Source organism: Mangrovivirga halotolerans, from assembly GCF_026241165.1.
Classification (GTDB): Bacteria; Bacteroidota; Bacteroidia; order Cytophagales; family Cyclobacteriaceae; genus Mangrovivirga; species Mangrovivirga halotolerans.
The window spans coordinates 318,498-338,689 of the sequence record NZ_JAPFQN010000002.1; the positions used below are offsets into that span (position 1 = coordinate 318,498).

A 20,192-nucleotide genomic window follows, 5' to 3' on the forward strand; every position below is an offset into this window, starting at 1 on the left:
TTCGTTCTTTCTGTAACCCAAAAATGAAGAACAAAGTGTATGGAGTCCTTTTTATTATTTTTTGAAACAATGCCTGCCTGGCAAAAAGTGGTTTGGGTGGTAAGCGTTCTGGTAGTTTGCTGGCTATTTGAAGGCTATTACCCCCTTTTCAAACATGCTTATAAAAAGTGGAATCATGCGAAGGTTAATTTCATTTTTCTCAGTATAACTCTTGTAATTAATATTGTTTTCGGAATAGCTACTGTTGGAATTTTCAACTGGATAGGTGAAAACCATGTCGGGTTATTAAATATGGTTGATTGGCCTATCTGGGTTGAGTTAATCGTTGCAGTTATGGTATTAGACCTGGTCGCACAATATTTAATCCACTATCTTCTGCATCGTGTTAAATGGATGTGGAAATTCCATATGATCCATCATAGTGATACCAAGGTAGATGTTACTAGCGGTACCCGGCATCATCCGGGTGATTACATTTTGAGAGAGACATTTGCTTTAGGTGCGATCATCGTAATCGGGGCTCCTATCTCCTATTATTTGATCTATCGTTTCCTTACTGTGTTTTTTACTTATGTATCCCATGCAAATGTGGTAACTCCAAAATGGTTAGATAAAACTCTTGGGTTGATCTTTGTCACTCCGAATATGCATAAGTTTCATCATCATTTCGAGCGGCCATGGACCGACACCAATTTTGGAAATATCTTCTCCCTATGGGATAGGATGTTTGGCACTTATGTTATGGATGATCCTAAAAAAATAAAATATGGTTTGGATGTACTTGATGATTCGACCGATACAAATGTAATCTATCAGTTTAAAATACCATTCGATAAAAACATTAAGACAGATTATTAAGTCTATTATTCCTATACTAAAAAGCCCGGTTGAATTTATTCAGCCGGGCTTAATTTTACTTTTTATTTTTTTACATTTCTTTTTCATTTTCCTGACCGGGTAATGGCAATGAACTTACCGGTGCATCCCATACTATCTTCCAATCACCATCAATCTTCTCCCATAATACAACATAATACCCTTGGTCTTTAAAGGGAGGCATTTCAGATCCTCCTGCAGGTAATATCTCAAGATCGTAACTACCTAGTTCAACTGCTGCGTTTCCATAAAATTTCACTTCTTCTACTCTAAAATCAAAATTCCATTCCCCTTGACTAACGGCTTTATTCCACTCATCAATATACATTTGAGTTCCCTTGATTGGTTTAGTATTAGGTGCTAATTGGATTACATCTTGAGAAAAGTAGGTTGCAGCCTCTTCCATCTTCCCTTCCCTATAAAGCTTTTCTAATTCGGTATTCTTTTGATCGATAATAGTCTTAATCTCCTCCCGATCTTCCTCGGTTATCAGTTCTTCAGTTACGTTTGAATAAGATAACTCATCTACGTCCTGGTCGGTTTTAGATTCACATGAAGTAAACGCAACAAATATAAACAGCGTAATCGCTAAATAAATTTTAATTTTCATAGTGGTGTGATTTTTATATAATTTACCACTTATTATCTTTTTTTGAAATTATAATAGTTCTAACTTTTAATTTCTGATAAGCTCCTGGGATTTATTATCAAATTTATTAGCCCCAGCCCCGGACCAATAGCGAGAAAAACAAAAACCCATTCTACAGGAATTAAAAATCTCAAATACTCAATAAGTAAAATACTGATTATTGTTATGGCAAAACCTATACAATTAACAATTGTAAGAGCTGTACCTCTGGATTCTTCTGGTGCGTATTGGGCCACTAAAGTAGAAAATAATGGTGAATCGGGAATTACAACTAATCCCCAAAAGATTAAAAATGCGATTAGAAAAATTTCAGAACCCGATAAAATCACAAATGGTGAAGTAATGCAACAAATAAAAGATAAAAACAAAGCTGTCGTCGCTGTTCGCTTAACTCCAAAATCTTTTGATATATAACCACCTAGCACACAAGCTAATCCACCAAGGCCAATTATTAAAAATGATAATACCGGAACATTAAAAGAGGTTTCGGGATGTATACCCTGAAAAGAAATTAAAATGACAGGCACAAATGCCCAGAAAGTATATAGCTCCCACATGTGTCCGAAATAACCAAATGCTGCTTGTCGAAACCGCGGGTGCTTAAACACACTAAATAGAGCAGTAAAATTAAACCTGGAAGCTGGTTTTCTATACGGTCCGTCTGGCACTGTCAAGTAAAGTAACACCCCTCCGATAACAGCTATTGATGAAGTTAATAATATAACAGATTCCCATGGCAGATCTGCTGTTAATGCTTTAACCAGATGAGGAAAGCCCTTCCCCAGGACTAAAGCACCAACCAGAAATCCCAAAGATTTCCCAAGACCTTCTTTATAATAATCTGAAGCTATTTTCATTCCGACAGGATAAATACCTGCCAAGGTAAAGCCAGTGAAAAATCTGAAAGTCACTAGTGAAAGGAAAGAATTCTCAGGATAAATAGTCCCAAGATTAAATAATGCACCAAAAACAGCACAGGCAACAAAAACTTTTGAAGGAGAAAACCGATCTGCAATGGTAAGAATCGCAAAAAGCAATGTTCCGGTAATAAAACCAAATTGAACTGCAGAGGTAAGAATTCCCAGAGCTCCTTCTTCAAGCCCAAAATCAGAAACCAGGTTATTCATTACCGCATTTCCGGCAAACCACAATGAAGTACAAAAAAATTGCGCAATAACTATTACAGGTAAAACAAGTGATCTACTGGTCATACAATGTTTTAAAATTTACTCTAAAATAAGAACACATATTTTAAACCCAAAATAAAAACAGGCTGGTCAAATGGCCAGCCTGTTTCAAACAAGTACGTAAATCATTAACAAAATGAAATAAACAACTCTAAAGTTTTAAATATAATCCCAGTCCTACGGAACTAATATCGACACCATCCCCGGGATATATACTATGATAGAATAAATTGAGTTCAAGGATCTTAAATAATCCGACACCGACCATAGGTTTCCAGTAAAATCCTCCATCAACATCAGTTAAACCAATGGCATAACCTGCATCTATCCCTGCAAACAGTCCTAAAAAATTAATTCTACCTGCTGCATAAAGAGGTAAAAAAGAAGCATCATCATATTCTACGGTAACCCCGGTATCTGTTACTTCATCTCCAAGATAATGTATCCAGCCAGCACCCACTCCAAACTTAATAAGAGCATCACTTTCTTCACCAAACATGTAATACCCATTTATACCCCAACTCGACTGGTAAATATCTTTTGCATCACCTACCGGTGCTCCGCCGTGAACACCAACTTTTAATTGTGCCTGTATGGAAGAGATCATGAATACAGACAATATTAATATGAATAAATTTTTCATAAGTGTAGTGGTTTATTGAAAAATAACATGTAGCACTCATAATATAGTATATTATGGTGATATTTTATTGTTATTTAAATAAATAATTACAAAAATTAAATACACCGTATAGTAACGGTCTAAGATATGTGAATCAGAGATTAAACAGCGGTTAGAAATTAGAGATTAAAAAAACAAGATTGTGAAAAGACAATTTACAGCTAATCACCCTCATGTGGTAAGTTTTGAATTACCCAGGATCTTTATTCAATCCTTATGAACTATAGTTTAACATGAAGACCTAACCCAAGCGAACTAACATTGGTATCATCCGATGCAATACTATGATAAAATAAATTTGCTTCAAGTATTTTAAGAAATACTACTCCCAATACTGGTTTCCAATGAAAGCCCCCATCCCTATCAGATAATCCAAAACCATATCCAATATCCACACCTGTGAAGAACATTTTATAATATACTCTCGCTGCAGAATATATCGTCAAAAATGACGCATCCTCTACCTCAATTGTTCCTCCAGGGAGATTTATTTCATCTCCGGAATATTTTAACCATCCGGCACCTGCACCAAATTTAAGTAATGATTCTCTTTCTTTACCGAACATATAATAACCATTAATTCCCCAACTAGAGTTATACAGCCCTTCTGCATCGCCCACTGGTGAACCCCCGTGTATTCCGGCTTTAATTTGTGCCTTAATTTCACTAACTATTAAAATTAACGATATGATAAGAATATACTTTTTCATAAATCTTATTGTCTAACCAATTTTTTGTATGACTATTCTTATATAATATAGTGATTTATTGCGTATAATTAATAAGTAGTATAAGGTTTTTAAATAGTTAAACTCTGATTAAACAGCTGATTATACTATTAGGAGCTTTCTTTATTCTCATTTCTGTCTTTAGTCAGTGGTTAATTTAGTAATTACTCTTTCAATACTTCTTATTCTTTTCATCCATAGTTTCCAGGCGATAAAAGTCATGATAATAAGGAATATTAAGAAACCAGTAATGAACAAAATTTTAATGGTATTTAATTCAACTCCCTGTACAAAAAAGGTAATAACAGATAAGCCAAATAGAAATGAGCTTACTGTATTTAATATCCCATAAAACTTGATCTTATTAGCAAATATCAAAAGAGATTGAACCAAAGAGCCTTTATGAACGGGATTATAAAGATTATACATCCCTGCAAGATCACTGAAAATATAGGCCAGGGCAAAGAAGATTAACAATATATTTAATATCAGTGGCTTTTGATGTCCATCGAAAGCATCATAATAAAGAGCCACAAATAACGAAATAGCCACTATCTCAATAATAAATTTAATTTTCAACCGATTAAGTTGAGGATGTGATCTCAATGTGGTCATCGCTTTTATAGTCTTTTTCTCGTAAGGAGATCGACCTGCATTCTCCCATAAGTTCTTTAAATCTTCCATTATACTTTAATTAATAATATTTCTTTTAACCTGGTTTTTATTCGATTTAATCTCACTCCGACATAGGTTACACTGATTCCTGTAATTTCTCCTATTTCTTTATATGAATAACCCTCAAGGAATAATGAAATAAGTGCTCTGTCACTCTTTTCTAATTTTCTTAAGGCACTAAAAAGTCTTTCTTGATTTTCTGATGTACTTTCTTCCTCAATATGATCCAGAGAATGCTTGTCTTCGGTGTAATTAATTTCTACTTTCCTTTTTCTAAATGAAGCCAGGGCAGTATTTAATGCTACTTTATAGATCCAGGTGCTTTCTTTAGAGTCCTCCTTAAAGCTTGAGATCGACTTCCATAATTGATATACAATGTCCTGAAACAAATCTTCCTGATCCCCAGGATCATCCCTGTACATCTTAGATATCTTGTAGATAATACCCTGATGAGCCTCAATCATCGATAAAAAACGATTTTCATTCATCAGATATGTCAATTAAATCAAACATGGTGTAATTTTTTAATTCATATAATTAGTTGATGAATGAGGAATATTTATTACAATAAGTATGAATTTTTTTAATAAAATTTTTAGTAAGAAATAAAAAAGCAATCCCGAAAAGGCCTGCTTTAAAATTAATATACATTAATCCCATGATTGTTCTAAGGGAAGTCAATAGGATTCTTGTTATTTATCAAATTTTTCAACCAGTCTTTAATTTTAAATTCATCAAAATTTTAAATTCTATATTAGTTAATTATTCCTATGAGGCATTTTATTATAAAAGATTCAAATTCTTTTTCAATGCAAAATATAGTTACCTATAAATTTGATATTTCGGTGAAAAAATATAACTTTATCCATAATCTAAATTCCAGTAAGTCACTGCATATCGTTGATCAATTGATTCCAGGGGGATCAACCAGAGGGAATTAGTGAATAAAGAGCCGAAATCCGATTTTAAACGGAGCAAAACAACTTTACTATTCCGATACAGTGGTTTACAAATGTGCCCGAGTTTCAATCATTACAGGAAGAATCAAGCTAATGGTTGTTTTACCTATAACCAAAAAAGTTGTTATGCTTAGTAAACAGACCACAGGAACACCTTGTTTCTTAGAAGCAAGTGTCACAGTAAAGGTGATTCTATTCCTTTTATTAATATTAATTTCAAGTTATGTCTATGGTCAAAATAATGGGACCAAAGACCTGATCGTCAGAGCCTGTAAGGAGGATATTGGTAATGGATTGATCAGTTTGAATTTCAGTTATGAAAATCCAAACCGCCAGGGATTAAAAATACCTGATGAAAAAAGCAAAGTAAAATTTGAAAATACCAATAAAGAAAAATCAGGGATCTCTAACTTTAAATTTGGAAAAGTTAATAAAGCCTTTTCGGAAGTAGTCAATGATAAGGAAACGGTTGAATGGACAGTAGTAAACCCCAATGGGAATACGCATACCGTTTACGCCAGTGCCAGCTCCTCCCATTGCCCGGATGAAGAATCAGGAATTATCGTTCCGGTATATAGTGACGGCAAATCAGGAGATGTAACCACAACCGAACTCAATGCACTATTTGAAGGGAATGCCGGTAATATACCATCAGAATTAGTTTATCAATTGAACGAGACTAAGGATAAAGTAATAATTGAAGTAATTTACAATCCGGGTCAACTCTTAAATTCGCTCGATATTTTACAGAATACTTTTGGACTGACCTATTCCACCAACCCGTTGCAATCTGATTTCATTATCGATCCTGACGTAATAATTGCTAAAAACCTACCTTCTATTGATGTGTTCTTTCCAATTAACAGGCTAAATGAATTAAATTTATATGGTGAGCAATTTAATTTTGCCCGATCAGCATACCCCGGACAGAACAATGTGGGCATCACTACTTCACAGGGAGACACCACACAACGATCTAATATTGTAAGAGAATCATTTAGAACGGTAGTCAATGGTGAACCGGCTTTCATAGATGGTACCGGAGTTAAAGCAGCTGTAATGTCGAATGGATTTAACACTCAACCGGCAGCATCCGGGAAATCCAGAGCACAAGTGGATGTTGAAAATGGAGATCTTCCCGGTCCGGGAAACCCAAATGGATATAACATACCCGTAAATGTTATCTTTGATTATCCTTATGGTCCTACATCAGATGAAGGAAGAGGAATGCTACAAACATTTCATGATGTAGCGCCGGGTGCAGAATTGCTTTTCAGTACTGGAACGATAACTCAAAAAAGCTTCGAGGTAAACTTCCAAAACCTTGTAGATGCCGGAGCTGATATGGTATGTGACGATATAACTTTTGTTAATGCGCCACTGTTTGGGATCACCCGAATAGGCAAATTGATGCAAGAGTTTTCGCAAATCCCGGGAAAAGTTGTCTATAGTTCGATTGGTAACTTTTACGATAAAGCCTATCAGGGTACATTTAAAAACTCCTCAACCGTCCCTCCCTTTGATTTTATTCCAAACGGTTCGGATACCAGGGCCCATGTATTTGGAACAAACCCTGATGGTACAGAGGATATAAAAATGAGGTTTTCAGTAACCAAGGGGGTATTTCTGGTTACTATGCATTGGTCTGAACCTTTCTCCAGTGAAGATGTTACTACGGGAGCGAATACAGACCTTGATTTTTATGTAGTTGATGACAATAACAATCTATTAGTTAATATAAATCGCTTCAGTTCCGGTGAGGACGCAGGAGAAATAGCTGTTTTTGAAGCCCTTGAAGCCGGCGAGGCCAATATTGTGATTACAAGTGCCAATGGTCCGGCTCCTGAAGGATTAGCTATCAGGCTAGTGGCATACGTAGCTAACGGACTCGAATTTACTGAGTACGCAGGAGCATCAACCGTTGGGGGTCACCAGATGACCCCGGAGATTGCGGCTGTAGGTGCATCGTATTATGCAAATACCAATCCACAAGCACAGACTTTCTCCTCTCATGGAGGTACTCTTCCTAATGGACAGGTTGTAGCTGCCGATTTTCTTGCTCCTGATGGAGGAAATATTAATGTTGTTGACTTTTCATCAGACGTCGATGGAGATGGATTTCCAAATTTCTTTGGCACATCCGCTGCTGCTCCACATGCTGCTGCCTCTCATGCTTTATTATTACAAGGAACAAGAGATTGGTTTCCCGATGGTTTACCAAATGAATTAAGTGCTGCAAGCAGTACCGGAGAAAGTAATTCCTTATTATCACTTCTCAAAAACACCTCAACACCGGCAAGTGGTGATCCACTTCAAGTCGGAGCAGGATTTATAGATGTTGAAGCAGCTTTTAAAGCAATTGCCTCTCAAACTGCAAAGATCACCAAATTGATTATTGAAGATGGCAAAACACCAAGTGCAGAACCTTTCATCGTTACGATCCTGGGAGAATACCTACCTGAAGATCCGATAGTGAACTTTGACGGACAGCAACTGACTATAATAGAAACTGGAGACGGCTATATTAAAGCAATTGTCCCCGAATTTGATGGTAATCCCGATCTCACCGTCGAAACTCAGCCAACCACTCCTTCGGGACTAGATGGTGGTGATTCGAATGTATTGAGATTCTTCGATGGAGGCAAAGTAGCATTGACTATCCAGGCAGTAAATGATACCACTAAATATGGTCAGCAAGCATCATTTGAATATATAGCTTCAGGCTTACCTGAAGGTCAGACCTATGAAGATACCGGTCTCCCGGCGATTCAATTCTCAACACCGGCTGTATTTCCTTATCCTGATGTAAACAATTATTTATTAACAGCATTCACAGAAACTGAGCTGACTCCCGAACAGGAGGAACTCTATCAGTTAAACTTTAAGTCGGGTATTTTCACTGTCTTCAAAAATGGTATGAAAATCACTCCTGCTGACACCAGTTTCGTTTATGGCCAGGCAGTAAAGTTGAGAAAAGAATTTGAATTTGATCCAACCGGAATAGCAGATCCTGCTGATTTCCTTTCGCTGGTCTCAACTGATTATCAATCGACCTTTTACGAGGAAAACACCCTGATAATTATTAATAAGTTCAGAGCGATCGTCAATGAAGTTGATATCCTTTCTTATCTGCAGGATGCAAGCTGGACGACCTCTGAAAGAACCATACAAAATAAATTCAGGGCGATTGTTAACGGGATGAACGTGATCGATCTGGATACTGATCATTTTGTAGATTATGATGCTGCACTGGATGATGGAACAACTAATAAATTCAGAGCCATCGTGAACAAATTCAGGGCGATTGTTAATACAGCAGACCTGCTCGGCAATAACGTGGAATTGAGTATAGAAAACAAATTCAGAGCGATTGTTAATGACACAGGTCGTGGTGATGAAACCGATAAAACAGAGTATGGCTCAACCTTTACCATTGTTGATGCAGAAGATGCCTCTACAGAAACTGAAGAAAATGGCATCCGGAAATTGTATTCGATGGATCTGATCACAGGATTGGAAGTAACGCATCCTGATAGTCTTCATTACAGCTTCCCCGGTGCATTTATCGGACCTGTAGCAGCTAACTTGCAAAATGAATATGGATCAGGCAGACTGACCATCACTAAAGCAGATCTGTTTGCTTCAATCGAAGACTATATGATCACCCAGGGAGAAGAAATAAATCCTGATAGTATTGAAACACAGTTTTCAGGATATGTTTATGAAGATTCAACCGGTAGTGTGTTCCCATCAGGAATCGATTATTATTTCACAGATCAAAATGGCAATCCATATCAAAGTGGAGCTACGGGAATATTTGACATTAACATCACTGATCCGAAAAATTATGCTGTTAAGTATCTTAATGATGCCAAGCTTTATGTAAATATTGATGATGCCAATGCAAGAAAAATACGAACCTATCTTGATTGTGTGGAGTATCACCCCGACGATCCGGATGGTCTGTATTACGTAGCCAATTTCAGGTATTTAAATCCAAATGACTACACAATTTATATTGTTGAAGGTCCTGATAATTACCTGAGCGGTACTGCAGAAAGATCCGGATCGGTACCGGAGATATTCCTTTCCGGAGAAGGAACCTTTAAAGTTAAGTTTGATGGCAGCGACTTGAAATGGAATTTAACTTCTCGCGAAACCACCCTTAAGACCTCAACAAGTAGCTCAGCAAGTTCTTCATCTAACAAATGTGATAGTGGCGAAGGTTTTGAAGCATATAACATATATCCAAATCCGGTTCAAACCTATCTGACTATAGAAAAAACATTTGAAGATGAAAGCACCGTGGAAGTCTTTGATTATTATGGTAATTTCTACACTTCATCCACAATACCATCGGGAATAGGTGCCAGCATCGAAATAGACTTCTCAAACTACCTTAACGGAATGTATATAATCAGATGCACCAGTAAATCAGGTGTGCAGACTTTCTCAATAATGAAAGAATAAAAACAATGAAATATATTTTTCAACCATTTATCATATTATTATTCAGTTTGACCTTTATTTCAAAAGGTCAAACTGATAATATTGACAGCATAAAGTCCCTTTTGGAACAAACCAGTGAAGATACTTCGAAAGTAAACCATCTGATTGGTCTTAGTATTGAATACAGGAATGAAAGTAAACTCGACAAATCTAAGACGACAGCAAATGAAGCACTTTCTATAAGCAGGGAGATAAACTACCCCAAAGGTGAAGCTCATGCGCTCAAACAGATCGGTATGGTCGAGTATTACAAGGGCAAATATAATGCGGTACTGGAAACCTGGACAGAAGCCCATGAAATCTTTGGTGAAATAAATGACCTCGAAGGAATGTCAAATATGGCAAATAATATTGGGGCTATATTTTATAGTATGGGTAACCAGCCAAAAGCCCTTGAATATTATCTGGAATCACTAGGTATTGCAGAAAAACAAAACATTCCCACACGAATCGCTACCAGTCTGGCCAATATTGGAGGAGTTTATGGCCAAATGAAAAATTATGAGAAGGCATTGACTTATTATGAACGGATGGATCAATATCTCCTGAAATTAGATAACGATCAGCTGACAGCAGGACAATTGATGGGAATTGGAGAAATTTATTATAAGCAAAATAAGTTTAAAGAAGCTCTTGAAAAGTTTGAGAAATCTCTTTTTCTAAGTGAAAACACATTGGATTATGCATATAACCTGATCATGCTGGGCAAGATTGAAACAGCATTAAACAATGACAAAAAGGCTATAGAATATCTTTCTCAGGCAAATAAATATGCAATCGAAAATGAATTACAATTAGACCATGTTCAATCTCTTCTTTCACTGGGGGACATTTATATTAAAACTGATCCTGACAAAGCCATCGACACGTATCAAAAAGCTCAGGAAATAGCTTTGGACATGGGAATTTCCGGGGAACTGAGAGATGTTTACCTCGGATTATATAAAGCATATCAATATAAAGGTAAATATGAAGAAGCACTGGCTTTTCACGAGCAATACTTAGCTCAAAAAGATTCTCTTTTCAATATCGCAACCGATGATCGTATCAGGGGACTTCAATTTGAATTTGAACTGGATAAAAAACAAAATCAGATCGGGTTACTGGAAAAAGAAAGAGAAATCGCCCAACTCAATGAAAAACGCCAAAAAAACCTGACCCTGGCTACAGGAATCGGCGCAGGCTTAATATTCATCATCGCATTAGGAATATTTAACAGGTATCGATTCATTCAGAAAACCAATCGACTGATCAGTATTGAGAAAGCCAGATCTGATAATCTTTTACTGAATATTTTACCAAAAGAAACAGCCAATGAGCTTAAACAATACGGTAAAGTAAAAGCCAAGAGATTTGATGAAGTTACTGTGATGTTTACCGACTTCAAGGGATTCACCTATTACTCTGAAACCCTTTCTCCGGAAGACCTGGTAAAAAGTGTTGACTATTATTTTGCCGAATTTGATGTGATAATGGAAAAATACGGCATTGAAAAGATCAAAACGATTGGTGATGCATACATGTGTGCTTCAGGAATGCCATTTCCGGATAATCACAACCCCGAAAATATGGTCCTGGCCGCCATGGAGATTTTGGAAGTGATGAACAATGTAAAAAAAGAACAACCTGATATCTTTCCTTTTGAGATAAGAATAGGTATTAATACCGGACCGGTAGTTGCTGGAGTGGTAGGTATAAAGAAATTCGCTTATGATATCTGGGGAGACACAGTAAACGTCGCAGCAAGAATGGAATCATCTTCAACACCGGGAAAAATCAATATTTCAGAAACTACTTATGAGCTGGTCAAAAACAAATTTGAATGTGTCTACCGAGGGGAAATCGATGTGAAGAATAAAGGGCATTTAAATATGTATTATATAGAGGGAATTAAAAATGAAGAAGAAGAGCAGGTAGATGTTAAACATTCCGGAAAAATTTCTTAAATTAAAGAGGCCACTTAACCTTATAAATGGCAGAAACTGAGAAGAATATAAAATACGGAGACCAGGATCCTCAAAATTACTGGTTACAATTAGAGCGCCTCGAACGACTGATCAGAGCATCAGAGTTAAAAGCAGGGGTGATATTTTCATTCCACAGTTTGATATTAGGGCTTTTTGTTGATCGACTAGACTATTTTCAGGGACTTTTTTCCGAGAGTGTCTTTGTGCTGGTTCTTGCCGGAATGTGGATTTTATTGGTATTAATATCAATTTATTACTGTTTTAGGTGTTTTATGCCGAGAATGGTATTAAATTATAAGAGTAATGTGTTTTTCTTTCGAGATGCCGTATATGCTTTTGGTGATGTAGATCAGTTTAATAAAAATTATATTGAAACGTGTGGAGATATCAAAGAACTATGCCTCGAGCTAAGTCAGCAGGTACATATCGAAAGTAAAATCATTGATAAAAAGTTTGAAAGCGTACAATTATCAATAAAGTATTTTGCTGTCAGTTTTATTGCACTTATTCTTATATTAGTTTATTGGGTAATATTTCTGTAGTTATTATTTAATTTTTTTAATAATGGATGCATTCGTAAAAGTTAAGGAACATGCATTAGATATTTTAAGAAATAAACTATCTGATAAATTATATTATCATAGTATAGATCATACACTAGGGGTTTACGATGTATGCAATGAATATATTGAGCGAGATAAAATCGACCGACATCGGGCCGAATTATTGAGAATAGGTGCCCTCACCCACGATATAGGCTTTACTGTTTCAAACAAAAACCACGAAGAACATGGGGTAGTGATCACAACTGAAATAATGGAAAAATATGGCTATACCGATGATGAAATTACTTTAGTAGCTGGATTAATCATGGCTACTAAAATACCCCAATCGCCTAAAACCGATCTTGAAAGAATTATTTGTGATGCCGACCTGGATTACCTTGGTGGTGATGAGTTTTATGAAATCAGCAATCAGCTATTTAAGGAATTAAGAGAATTTGGTGTTATTGATTCGATCGATGACTGGAATAAAGCTCAAATTAACTTTTTAGAAAAACATCACTATCATACAGATTTTGCGATCGAGCATAGAGAACCGGAAAAGCAAAAACGATTGACTGAATTAAAACAGGCAGTGATCAATTCAGGATGATGTATTTTCCTAGTTTATGTCCAAGTGTATTTCTTCCTTTCGACCTGAATCATTATTAATAATTTCAATTCTCAACCTTTTTAATCCCAGTTTCGAGTACTGAGCTTTATTTATATAAAAGCCTTCATCAGGTATTTCTTTACCTGTAAACTGAAAGCTTTTAATTACTCTTCGTGAATAAAAATCCCTGACTACAACTGTTACCTCGTCCTTTTTTCTGATCTTGATTGATGGAACAATATTTACAGACACTTCACGAGGAAGGAGTTCTTCATCGGGTGTTATAAGATATTCCGAAACGATATCTGCCGCTCCGTTTAAATGCCTTGCTACGACTTTATACTCATAACTAGTATCAAGGCTTATAGTATCAATGAAGCTATAATTTCCTTCTGAATTCCCATAAGCATAATCTTTTACATTAATAGTTTTGATTAGATCACTTTTAAATCTGGATCCCTTTCTCTGGTAGATTTCAAACTTTTCTACATCAGACCTTATAGAGTCAGGTAAAAGCCAGTCAAAACTAATTACTCCATCATTATTGGCTGCTTTAAAAGGCAATCTCAGGTATTGATTGACCGGAATGCCTTTGGCTACCTCCCCTACCTGAATATTAAACCGGCAAAAGTCATTTAAATATCCGTCGATGAGCACCAGGTAGTCTGTATTCTTATCAAGGTTGTTAAGAGTTAAAAATACATCGTCCTGGTTTCCGAATGACGCACAGGTGATCAGTTCATATGACTTTTTGTCACAGGGAGTACCTTTGACTACGACCACCTGAACCCCTTTGAGATCCCTGCATTGCTGGTCTGATACATTTAAAAACAGTTTGCTATGACTACCGGAATTAAATTCAAACCACTGGTCATTGTGATAGATCAGACAGCTTCCGGTCACACTTTGGTCGATGCAATTAAACTGCACCGTGCAATCATCCGTTTTGGAATGAGCAACCTGGCCTATTTTTAACTTAAGCCTGTCTTCGATATTATCATTACTCACCTGCGCGGTAAGCGTCGCAGACAGCAATATATAGATGAAGATAACAAAGAGGGATTTCATGGTTTAAAATTCGGTAATTCGGGTGACAGATGCTAGGGCATTTAAAATACTGTACACTGGCGCAATCGTCGCGCTTGTGCCTATACTAATAACCATAAAACTATTCAGAATTTATTACTTATTAATCCGGATCACAGATCCTATGATAACAGTTCGACATTACAAATGTCGAACAGCAGCTTTTCTTTATTAAAGTTCTTTCAATTTGTAACTCTGATTAATTTTAATCAGCTGCTCTTCAGGATTTGAAATCCACTCTTTTCTATGAATTTGAAAAACATGAAAAAAATAATTATCCTTATTCAATATTCTTTTTCAATACCTTCAATCTACAAGGACCACGACTTCCCAGGCTATCTACTTCAATAAGATGATTCTTTTTTATATAATACTTATCAAAACCATCATTATCAGTAAAATTGAATTTATTCCAAAATTTAGTTGAAACAATTTCTGATATATCTACGGGAGGCATAGAAGGTTGTATAATATTCATTTCCCTCTTCATGTCATAATAAATTTCATTAATCTCATCATTCTTCAAATCAAGATAGTCCTTACTAAAATAATATGAATAAAGAAAAAGGTATTTATCTTTAATTTTATAGGTACCATATAAATCTTCTCCTGGCGGAAGCCTTTCATCATATTTAAAAGTACCGTCATTGTATAATGTCAGCACTATTGCCGGATCACTTACTGTACGACAATTAGAAACATATGTCTCTCCAAATTCTAAAGTTGATCTACATCCGGTTGAACATAAAATTAAAATGATCAATTTGATATTTAAGAATTTAATCATAACCTAGTTCTTAAAAATTAGGATTTTATTAATTAATCCCCCGCTGTTTGGAGTGTTCCGCAGGACAACTTCAAACTTTCTTATGTATTGCAGAGTCTGTGACTCGGGCATTTTATCACAATAATACATTTAAAATTTACTCTACTCAAAAGAAAAGCCTATTGGAATTTTATTAATTGAAAATATCAAATAGCGGTCTTTCTTTATGAAGATATTCAAACCAACACATGTAGCACCAATTTCAGCGTTACAAACGCTGGTCTCAATAACAACCTCGTTGCGCTTCGCTAAACAAGGTCGATGTATCATCTTTCATTTATGTTTCCTACGGAGAAGTCAATCGTCCTCGTTTGGAACGAGGATGGGTGAGAATGGCGATTGTATCGCCTTCAAATTTATACGGATCACAGATCCTATGATAATAGCTCGACATTGCAAATGTCGAACAGCAGCTTTTCTTTATTAAAGTTCTTTTAAATTGTAACACAGACTATAAAAAAACAGCTGCTCTTCTGGATTTGCAATCCTGAAGCCTTATCCATGGATTTGTAATCCATCAACTCCATTCTCCAAATCATTTAATAGTCACCCCACAATAAAAAAACCGGTGAGTATACCCACCGGTTGTGTTGTTGACCTGAAATATTTTATAATTTGATAAAATCCTCGGGATCTAATTTTTTTCCGTCTCGTTCTACTTCAAAGTGAAGATGTGGCCCCGTGGATTTCCCTGTATTCCCGACTTTACCGATCACATCGCCTTCGCCGACCTCCTCACCTACTTTCACATCAAATTTCTGTAAATGTGCGTACCTGGATATTAAGCCGTCACCGTGGTCAATGATTACCAGGTTACCCCAGTTACCTTTCATTTTAGCGTGGATCACTTTACCGGCACCAGAAGCAACTACCGGAGTTCCCTCCTTCGCAGCAATATCAATGCCCCCATGTACTTTATCTATTCCCTTCTCCGGAATGACCACGTGCTTATTGAATTTTGCTGTCAGCTTATATTCATATCCTTTTTGTATCGGAATAACCTTGGGCTCTGATCCGATAAAATGAGCAAACGCTGAAACCATAAACGCAAGAGCAGGAACCAATATCAGGTACTTCAATTGCTCTGTTCTTTTACTTTTATTTTTTGTTATCATTTCAATTCTTTCTTTAATTGTTAAACTGTTAAAGCTGCTTGTAATGCCCGGAGAACTTGTCATAGTTATTGAACTCAGCATTATTTGCAGGTAGTCAGATTTCCTTACTCCGGATGATATTACCTGTTGATCTGCCTGGTATTCATGCACAGACTTGAGTTGGCTTCGAAAGAGTAAGACAAAAGGATTAAACCAACTCAGAATGATGAATAATTCGGTAATTGTCAGATCAATGGTATGATACATCCGTATGTGTGCTTTTTCATGTTCCAGGATTGATTCATGACTGGCCAGATCATAATTCTTTGGAAGAAAAATCATCTTAAAACAAGAAAAAACATACGGAATATCTGTTTGGATTACTTTGTAGCCATTGAAATCCTGGCTTGAAGATCTTTTAGCAAGCAGAAAAAACCTGGTGATATTATAAATAAATATGAAAGAGAAAATCACCATTCCGCTAAAATAGATCCACAAAGTAATTTCATTCATATCAATAATTCCCGAACTGACCTTCCCTTCTGTTATGACTTCAGCACCTGCAGATGCAAGACCGATTTCGGAAAAAGGAGAAGCCAAAACACTCTCACTAAATCCAAAATTCAATTTTAACTGAGGTATGATCAATGAAACCGGTATTATCGACAGCAAAATGAAACGATTCAGACTATAAAAAGTAAGTCGCCTGAAAAACACATAATAGATGGTTGTGAGGAGCGAAAATACAATGCTGACCTCTGCGATGTAAACTAAAAATTTATTCATCTTTCTTCTTTAACTCATCAATTTTATTCTCAAGCATTTTCTTTACTTCTTCAAGTTCGTCTACGTCCGCATTTTGCGAATTCGTAAAAAAGGAAGCAAACTGGTTAAACGAGCCATCAAAGAAGTTCTTGATCACTCCTCCAATATGATTCTTAAAATAGTCTTCCTTTGAAACTTTAGGAAAATATTCATGAACCTTGCCATAGGTATTATATCCAATGAATTCTTTTTTCACCAACACCCGCATAACAGTCGAAATCGTTGTGTATGCCGGTTTAGGCTCAGGAAACTCGTCAACGACATCTTTTAAAAATGCCTTTTCCAGTTTCCAGACAATGTTCATTACTTGTTCTTCTGCCTTTGTTAACTCTTTCATGACGACAAATGTATTACTATAAAAATAATTATACAACTATATTTACAATTATATGATTACTTTTATAGTAACAACTGACTGAAACACCTGAAAAACAGGACCCTAAATAATTTAATCCGGATCTCAGATCCGACGATAATCTTTCGACATTTGCAATGTCGAACAGCTGCTTTCCTTTATGGAGATATTCAAACCAACATATGTAGCACCAATTTCAGCGTTACAAACGCTGGTCTCGATAACAACCTCGTTGCGCTTCGCTAAACAAGGTCGATGCATCATCATTTATTTATGTTTCCTACGGAGAAGTCAATCGTCCTTGTTTGTAACGAGGATGGGTGAGAATGGCGTTTATAACGACTTATATAATGCCCTGGCGCAAGCATCTCACTTGTGTCTTATTAATAGCCCGACATTGCAAATGTCGATCAGCAGTTTTTTATATTTGTACTATCATGGTAGAGTTAGTAGATCAGCAAATTGAAGAGTTAATTTTAAGAAGTACTCATGCTTCTTCTATAACCAAAATCGAGGAGATCCAGGAATTATGGAGTGGCTATGGGAAAATTCTGCGGGTAAGTGTTTCAGATGGTCAACCTGAATCGGTAATCCTGAAACTCATCAATTTCAAAAAGGCTTCATCACATCCTCGGGGATGGAATACAAATATTTCACATGAACGAAAGCTTCATTCCTATGAAGTCGAACTAGAATGGTATAAAAACTATAGTCATCAGTGCAATGATCTTTGCAGTGTACCGAAAACACTTTTGATCAAAGAATTCGATGACCGGGCTTTAATCATTTTAGAAGACCTGGACCTTTCCGGTTTTCCGGGTAGAAGCTTAGACTTGAGTCCGGTACAGATCAGATTATGCTTACGGTGGCTGGCTAATTTTCACGGTCAATTTTTAGGAGCTTCTCCAACAGGTCTTTGGGAACAAGGAAGCTATTGGCATCTGGACACCAGGCCCGATGAACTAAAGGCAATGAAAAACAAAAGGCTTCAACAAGCAGCCCCGTTAATCGACGAGAAACTCAAGGATTGCACGTTTAAAACGATCATACATGGTGATGCCAAACCAGCAAACTTTTGTTTTACTTCCAATAATAAAGATGTCGCAGCAGTTGATTTTCAATATGTAGGTGGTGGTTGTGGTATGAAAGATATTGCTTATCTACTCGGTGCTTGTACCGATTCTAATAACAAAACTGAAAAAGAATACTTAGATTTCTATTTCGAGCAATTGAAAACAACGGTAAAGCCGGATACAGATTTTGAAAGCCTTGAAGCAGAATGGCAGTCTCTTTACCCTTACGCAGTCGCTGACTTCCAGCGATTTCTAAATGGCTGGAGCCCGGATCACTGGAAGGTGAATGATCACGCAATGGAATTGACCGAAGAAGTAGTAAACAAGTGTCTAAAAGAGATTTAATATGAACGAGGATAAGCTGAAAATACTAACCGATACTGCCATAGAAGCAGCAAAGAAAGCCGGTAATTATATTAAATCTTTTCCCCGGGAAGATCTTAATGTAGAAATGAAAGATGAGCAGGAGACCCTGGCATCGCAAGTAGTCACGCAGGTCGATAAAGAAGTAGAATCGTTAATAGTCGAGCACTTAAAAGATTCAATGTCTGAATATGACCTGGGTCTCCTAACCGAAGAAACGACTGATGATCAAAGCAGGTTAAAGAAAGCTTTTTTCTGGTGTATCGATCCCATTGACGGAACCTTGTCTTTTGTCGAAAACCAGGAAGGTTATGCAGTTTCGATTGCCTTAATCTCCAGAAGTGGTGTTCCATGTATTGGTGTAGTTTACGATCCGGTCAACTCAGTACTTTATTATGCTTCAAAAGGATTAGGAGCCTATAAAGATGGCCATAAGATTCAAATAAATGAAAGTGATGATTTAAATATCTATCTCGATCGAAGTTCTGCTAAAGATGAGCGGTATGAAAAGATTCTTGATCATTTAAAAAAGCAGGGATTTAACATTACCGGACCAAAATTGGGTTATGGAGCAGTAATGAATGCTATTAAATCCATTGAAAATGCTCCGGGATGTTATTTTAAATTATCAAAAAAATCTGAGGGCGGAGGTAGCATCTGGGACTTTGCCGCTACGTGCTGTATCTACACTGAAGCAGGACTTACTTGCATAAATGAAGAAGGCCAACCTTTAAACCTTAATAATGAAAAAACTACTTTCATGCATGAAAGTGGAATAATTTATAGTTCAAATCATGAGGTGGCTTTAACAATTTTAAATTACACCCAAGAATCAAAGTAATAATTAGTCTGCATTAAAATCTAATTATGAAACGTGTGAATCGTTACTATGTCGGTCCTAAAACAGAACGTTAAGAACTACTTTTATTCAGTTTTATGATATTTAAATGATTTGATTTTATTTGAAATTATTACTTAAAGGATATTATGTAAAAATTAAGTATCAAATATTTTTACATTAAATATTACAATTCTATTTGCAAATAATTAAAATTTCACGAACTTAAATAAAATGATCTTTCTAAAGATCAATAAAAATAAACCAAAACTATTCATTCATTAAAGAACAGATCTTTGTGATGACAAGGTGATACACATTACCTGAAAAATTACATCTGTAAAA

General features: G+C 36.2%; 17 protein-coding genes. 7 read left to right on the forward strand and 10 right to left on the reverse strand.

All coding sequences use genetic code 11. The features are described 5' to 3' along the window. Nucleotides 1–39 precede the first annotated feature (39 nt). Nucleotides 40–858 carry a sterol desaturase family protein gene (locus OO013_RS02525; RefSeq protein WP_266055028.1) on the forward strand — a complete coding sequence of 273 codons (819 nt, stop codon included), beginning with the start codon at nucleotides 40–42 and terminating at the stop codon, nucleotides 856–858. 70 nt (nucleotides 859–928) lie between these two features. On the opposite strand, the gene OO013_RS02530 is transcribed toward OO013_RS02525, so the two are convergent. The 6 genes from OO013_RS02530 to OO013_RS02555 form a co-directional block, all read right to left on the reverse strand. Further along, nucleotides 929–1,486, reverse strand: coding sequence for a YybH family protein (locus tag OO013_RS02530; protein ID WP_266055029.1), 558 nt, complete (start codon nucleotides 1,484–1,486; stop codon nucleotides 929–931). Between the two features lie 59 nt (nucleotides 1,487–1,545). Beyond that, complete coding sequence (locus OO013_RS02535; RefSeq protein WP_266055030.1) at nucleotides 1,546–2,736, reverse strand: MFS transporter; 1,191 nt, start codon at nucleotides 2,734–2,736, stop codon at nucleotides 1,546–1,548. Nucleotides 2,737–2,863: 127 nt separating this feature from the next. Then, a complete protein-coding gene (locus tag OO013_RS02540; protein WP_266055032.1) occupies nucleotides 2,864–3,355 on the reverse strand; it encodes a hypothetical protein in 492 nt (163 codons plus the stop codon). Nucleotides 3,356–3,615: 260 nt separating this feature from the next. After that, nucleotides 3,616–4,104: a hypothetical protein gene (locus OO013_RS02545; protein ID WP_266055033.1), complete on the reverse strand. Its 489-nt coding sequence runs from the start codon at nucleotides 4,102–4,104 to the stop codon at nucleotides 3,616–3,618. Between the two features lie 159 nt (nucleotides 4,105–4,263). Further along, nucleotides 4,264–4,806 carry a hypothetical protein gene (locus OO013_RS02550; protein ID WP_266055034.1) on the reverse strand — a complete coding sequence of 181 codons (543 nt, stop codon included), beginning with the start codon at nucleotides 4,804–4,806 and terminating at the stop codon, nucleotides 4,264–4,266. Next, nucleotides 4,806–5,285: an RNA polymerase sigma factor gene (locus OO013_RS02555; protein ID WP_266055035.1), complete on the reverse strand. Its 480-nt coding sequence runs from the start codon at nucleotides 5,283–5,285 to the stop codon at nucleotides 4,806–4,808. The genes OO013_RS02550 and OO013_RS02555 overlap by 1 nt, the downstream gene beginning before the upstream one ends. 597 nt (nucleotides 5,286–5,882) lie before the next feature. Here OO013_RS02555 and OO013_RS02560 point away from each other — a divergent pair. Genes OO013_RS02560 through OO013_RS02575 form a run of 4 tightly spaced genes read left to right on the forward strand, consistent with a single transcriptional unit; the run spans nucleotide 5,883 to nucleotide 13,387 of the window. Then, nucleotides 5,883–10,226 carry a S8 family peptidase gene (locus OO013_RS02560; RefSeq protein ID WP_266055036.1) on the forward strand — a complete coding sequence of 1,448 codons (4,344 nt, stop codon included), beginning with the start codon at nucleotides 5,883–5,885 and terminating at the stop codon, nucleotides 10,224–10,226. Nucleotides 10,227–10,231: 5 nt separating this feature from the next. After that, nucleotides 10,232–12,211, forward strand: a complete 1,980-nt coding sequence (locus tag OO013_RS02565) for an adenylate/guanylate cyclase domain-containing protein (protein ID WP_266055037.1) — start codon at nucleotides 10,232–10,234, stop codon at nucleotides 12,209–12,211. A gap of 26 nt (nucleotides 12,212–12,237) precedes the next feature. Beyond that, complete coding sequence (locus OO013_RS02570) at nucleotides 12,238–12,774, forward strand: Pycsar system effector family protein (protein ID WP_266055039.1); 537 nt, start codon at nucleotides 12,238–12,240, stop codon at nucleotides 12,772–12,774. A 22-nt stretch (nucleotides 12,775–12,796) separates the two neighbouring features. Beyond that, nucleotides 12,797–13,387: an HD domain-containing protein gene (locus OO013_RS02575; protein WP_266055040.1), complete on the forward strand. Its 591-nt coding sequence runs from the start codon at nucleotides 12,797–12,799 to the stop codon at nucleotides 13,385–13,387. 9 nt (nucleotides 13,388–13,396) lie between these two features. Here OO013_RS02575 and OO013_RS02580 read toward each other — a convergent pair whose 3' ends face one another. From OO013_RS02580 to OO013_RS02595, 4 genes are all read right to left on the reverse strand, one after another. Further along, the gene (locus OO013_RS02580) at nucleotides 13,397–14,455 is read right to left on the reverse strand and encodes a hypothetical protein (RefSeq protein ID WP_266055041.1); all 1,059 of its coding nucleotides are present in this window, start codon (nucleotides 14,453–14,455) and stop codon (nucleotides 13,397–13,399) included. A 298-nt stretch (nucleotides 14,456–14,753) separates the two neighbouring features. Beyond that, entirely contained in the window at nucleotides 14,754–15,260 is a 507-nt protein-coding gene (locus OO013_RS02585; RefSeq protein ID WP_266055044.1) for a hypothetical protein, read from the reverse strand. Between the two features lie 647 nt (nucleotides 15,261–15,907). After that, on the reverse strand, nucleotides 15,908–17,179 hold the full coding sequence (locus OO013_RS02590) for a M23/M56 family metallopeptidase (protein ID WP_266055045.1): 1,272 nt from the start codon (nucleotides 17,177–17,179) through the stop codon (nucleotides 15,908–15,910). After that, nucleotides 17,172–17,555: a BlaI/MecI/CopY family transcriptional regulator gene (locus OO013_RS02595; protein ID WP_266055047.1), complete on the reverse strand. Its 384-nt coding sequence runs from the start codon at nucleotides 17,553–17,555 to the stop codon at nucleotides 17,172–17,174. Before OO013_RS02595 ends, OO013_RS02590 begins: the two co-directional genes overlap by 8 nt. A 455-nt stretch (nucleotides 17,556–18,010) precedes the next feature. Here OO013_RS02595 and OO013_RS02600 point away from each other — a divergent pair, with 455 nt between their 5' ends. Both OO013_RS02600 and OO013_RS02605 read left to right on the forward strand, forming a co-directional pair. After that, entirely contained in the window at nucleotides 18,011–18,991 is a 981-nt protein-coding gene (locus tag OO013_RS02600; RefSeq protein WP_266055048.1) for a phosphotransferase, read from the forward strand. 1 nt (nucleotide 18,992) lies between these two features. Beyond that, nucleotides 18,993–19,850 (forward strand): 3'(2'),5'-bisphosphate nucleotidase CysQ family protein, encoded by an 858-nt coding sequence (locus OO013_RS02605; RefSeq protein ID WP_266055050.1) that lies wholly within the window; start codon nucleotides 18,993–18,995, stop codon nucleotides 19,848–19,850. The last annotated feature ends 342 nt before the right edge of the window (nucleotides 19,851–20,192 follow it).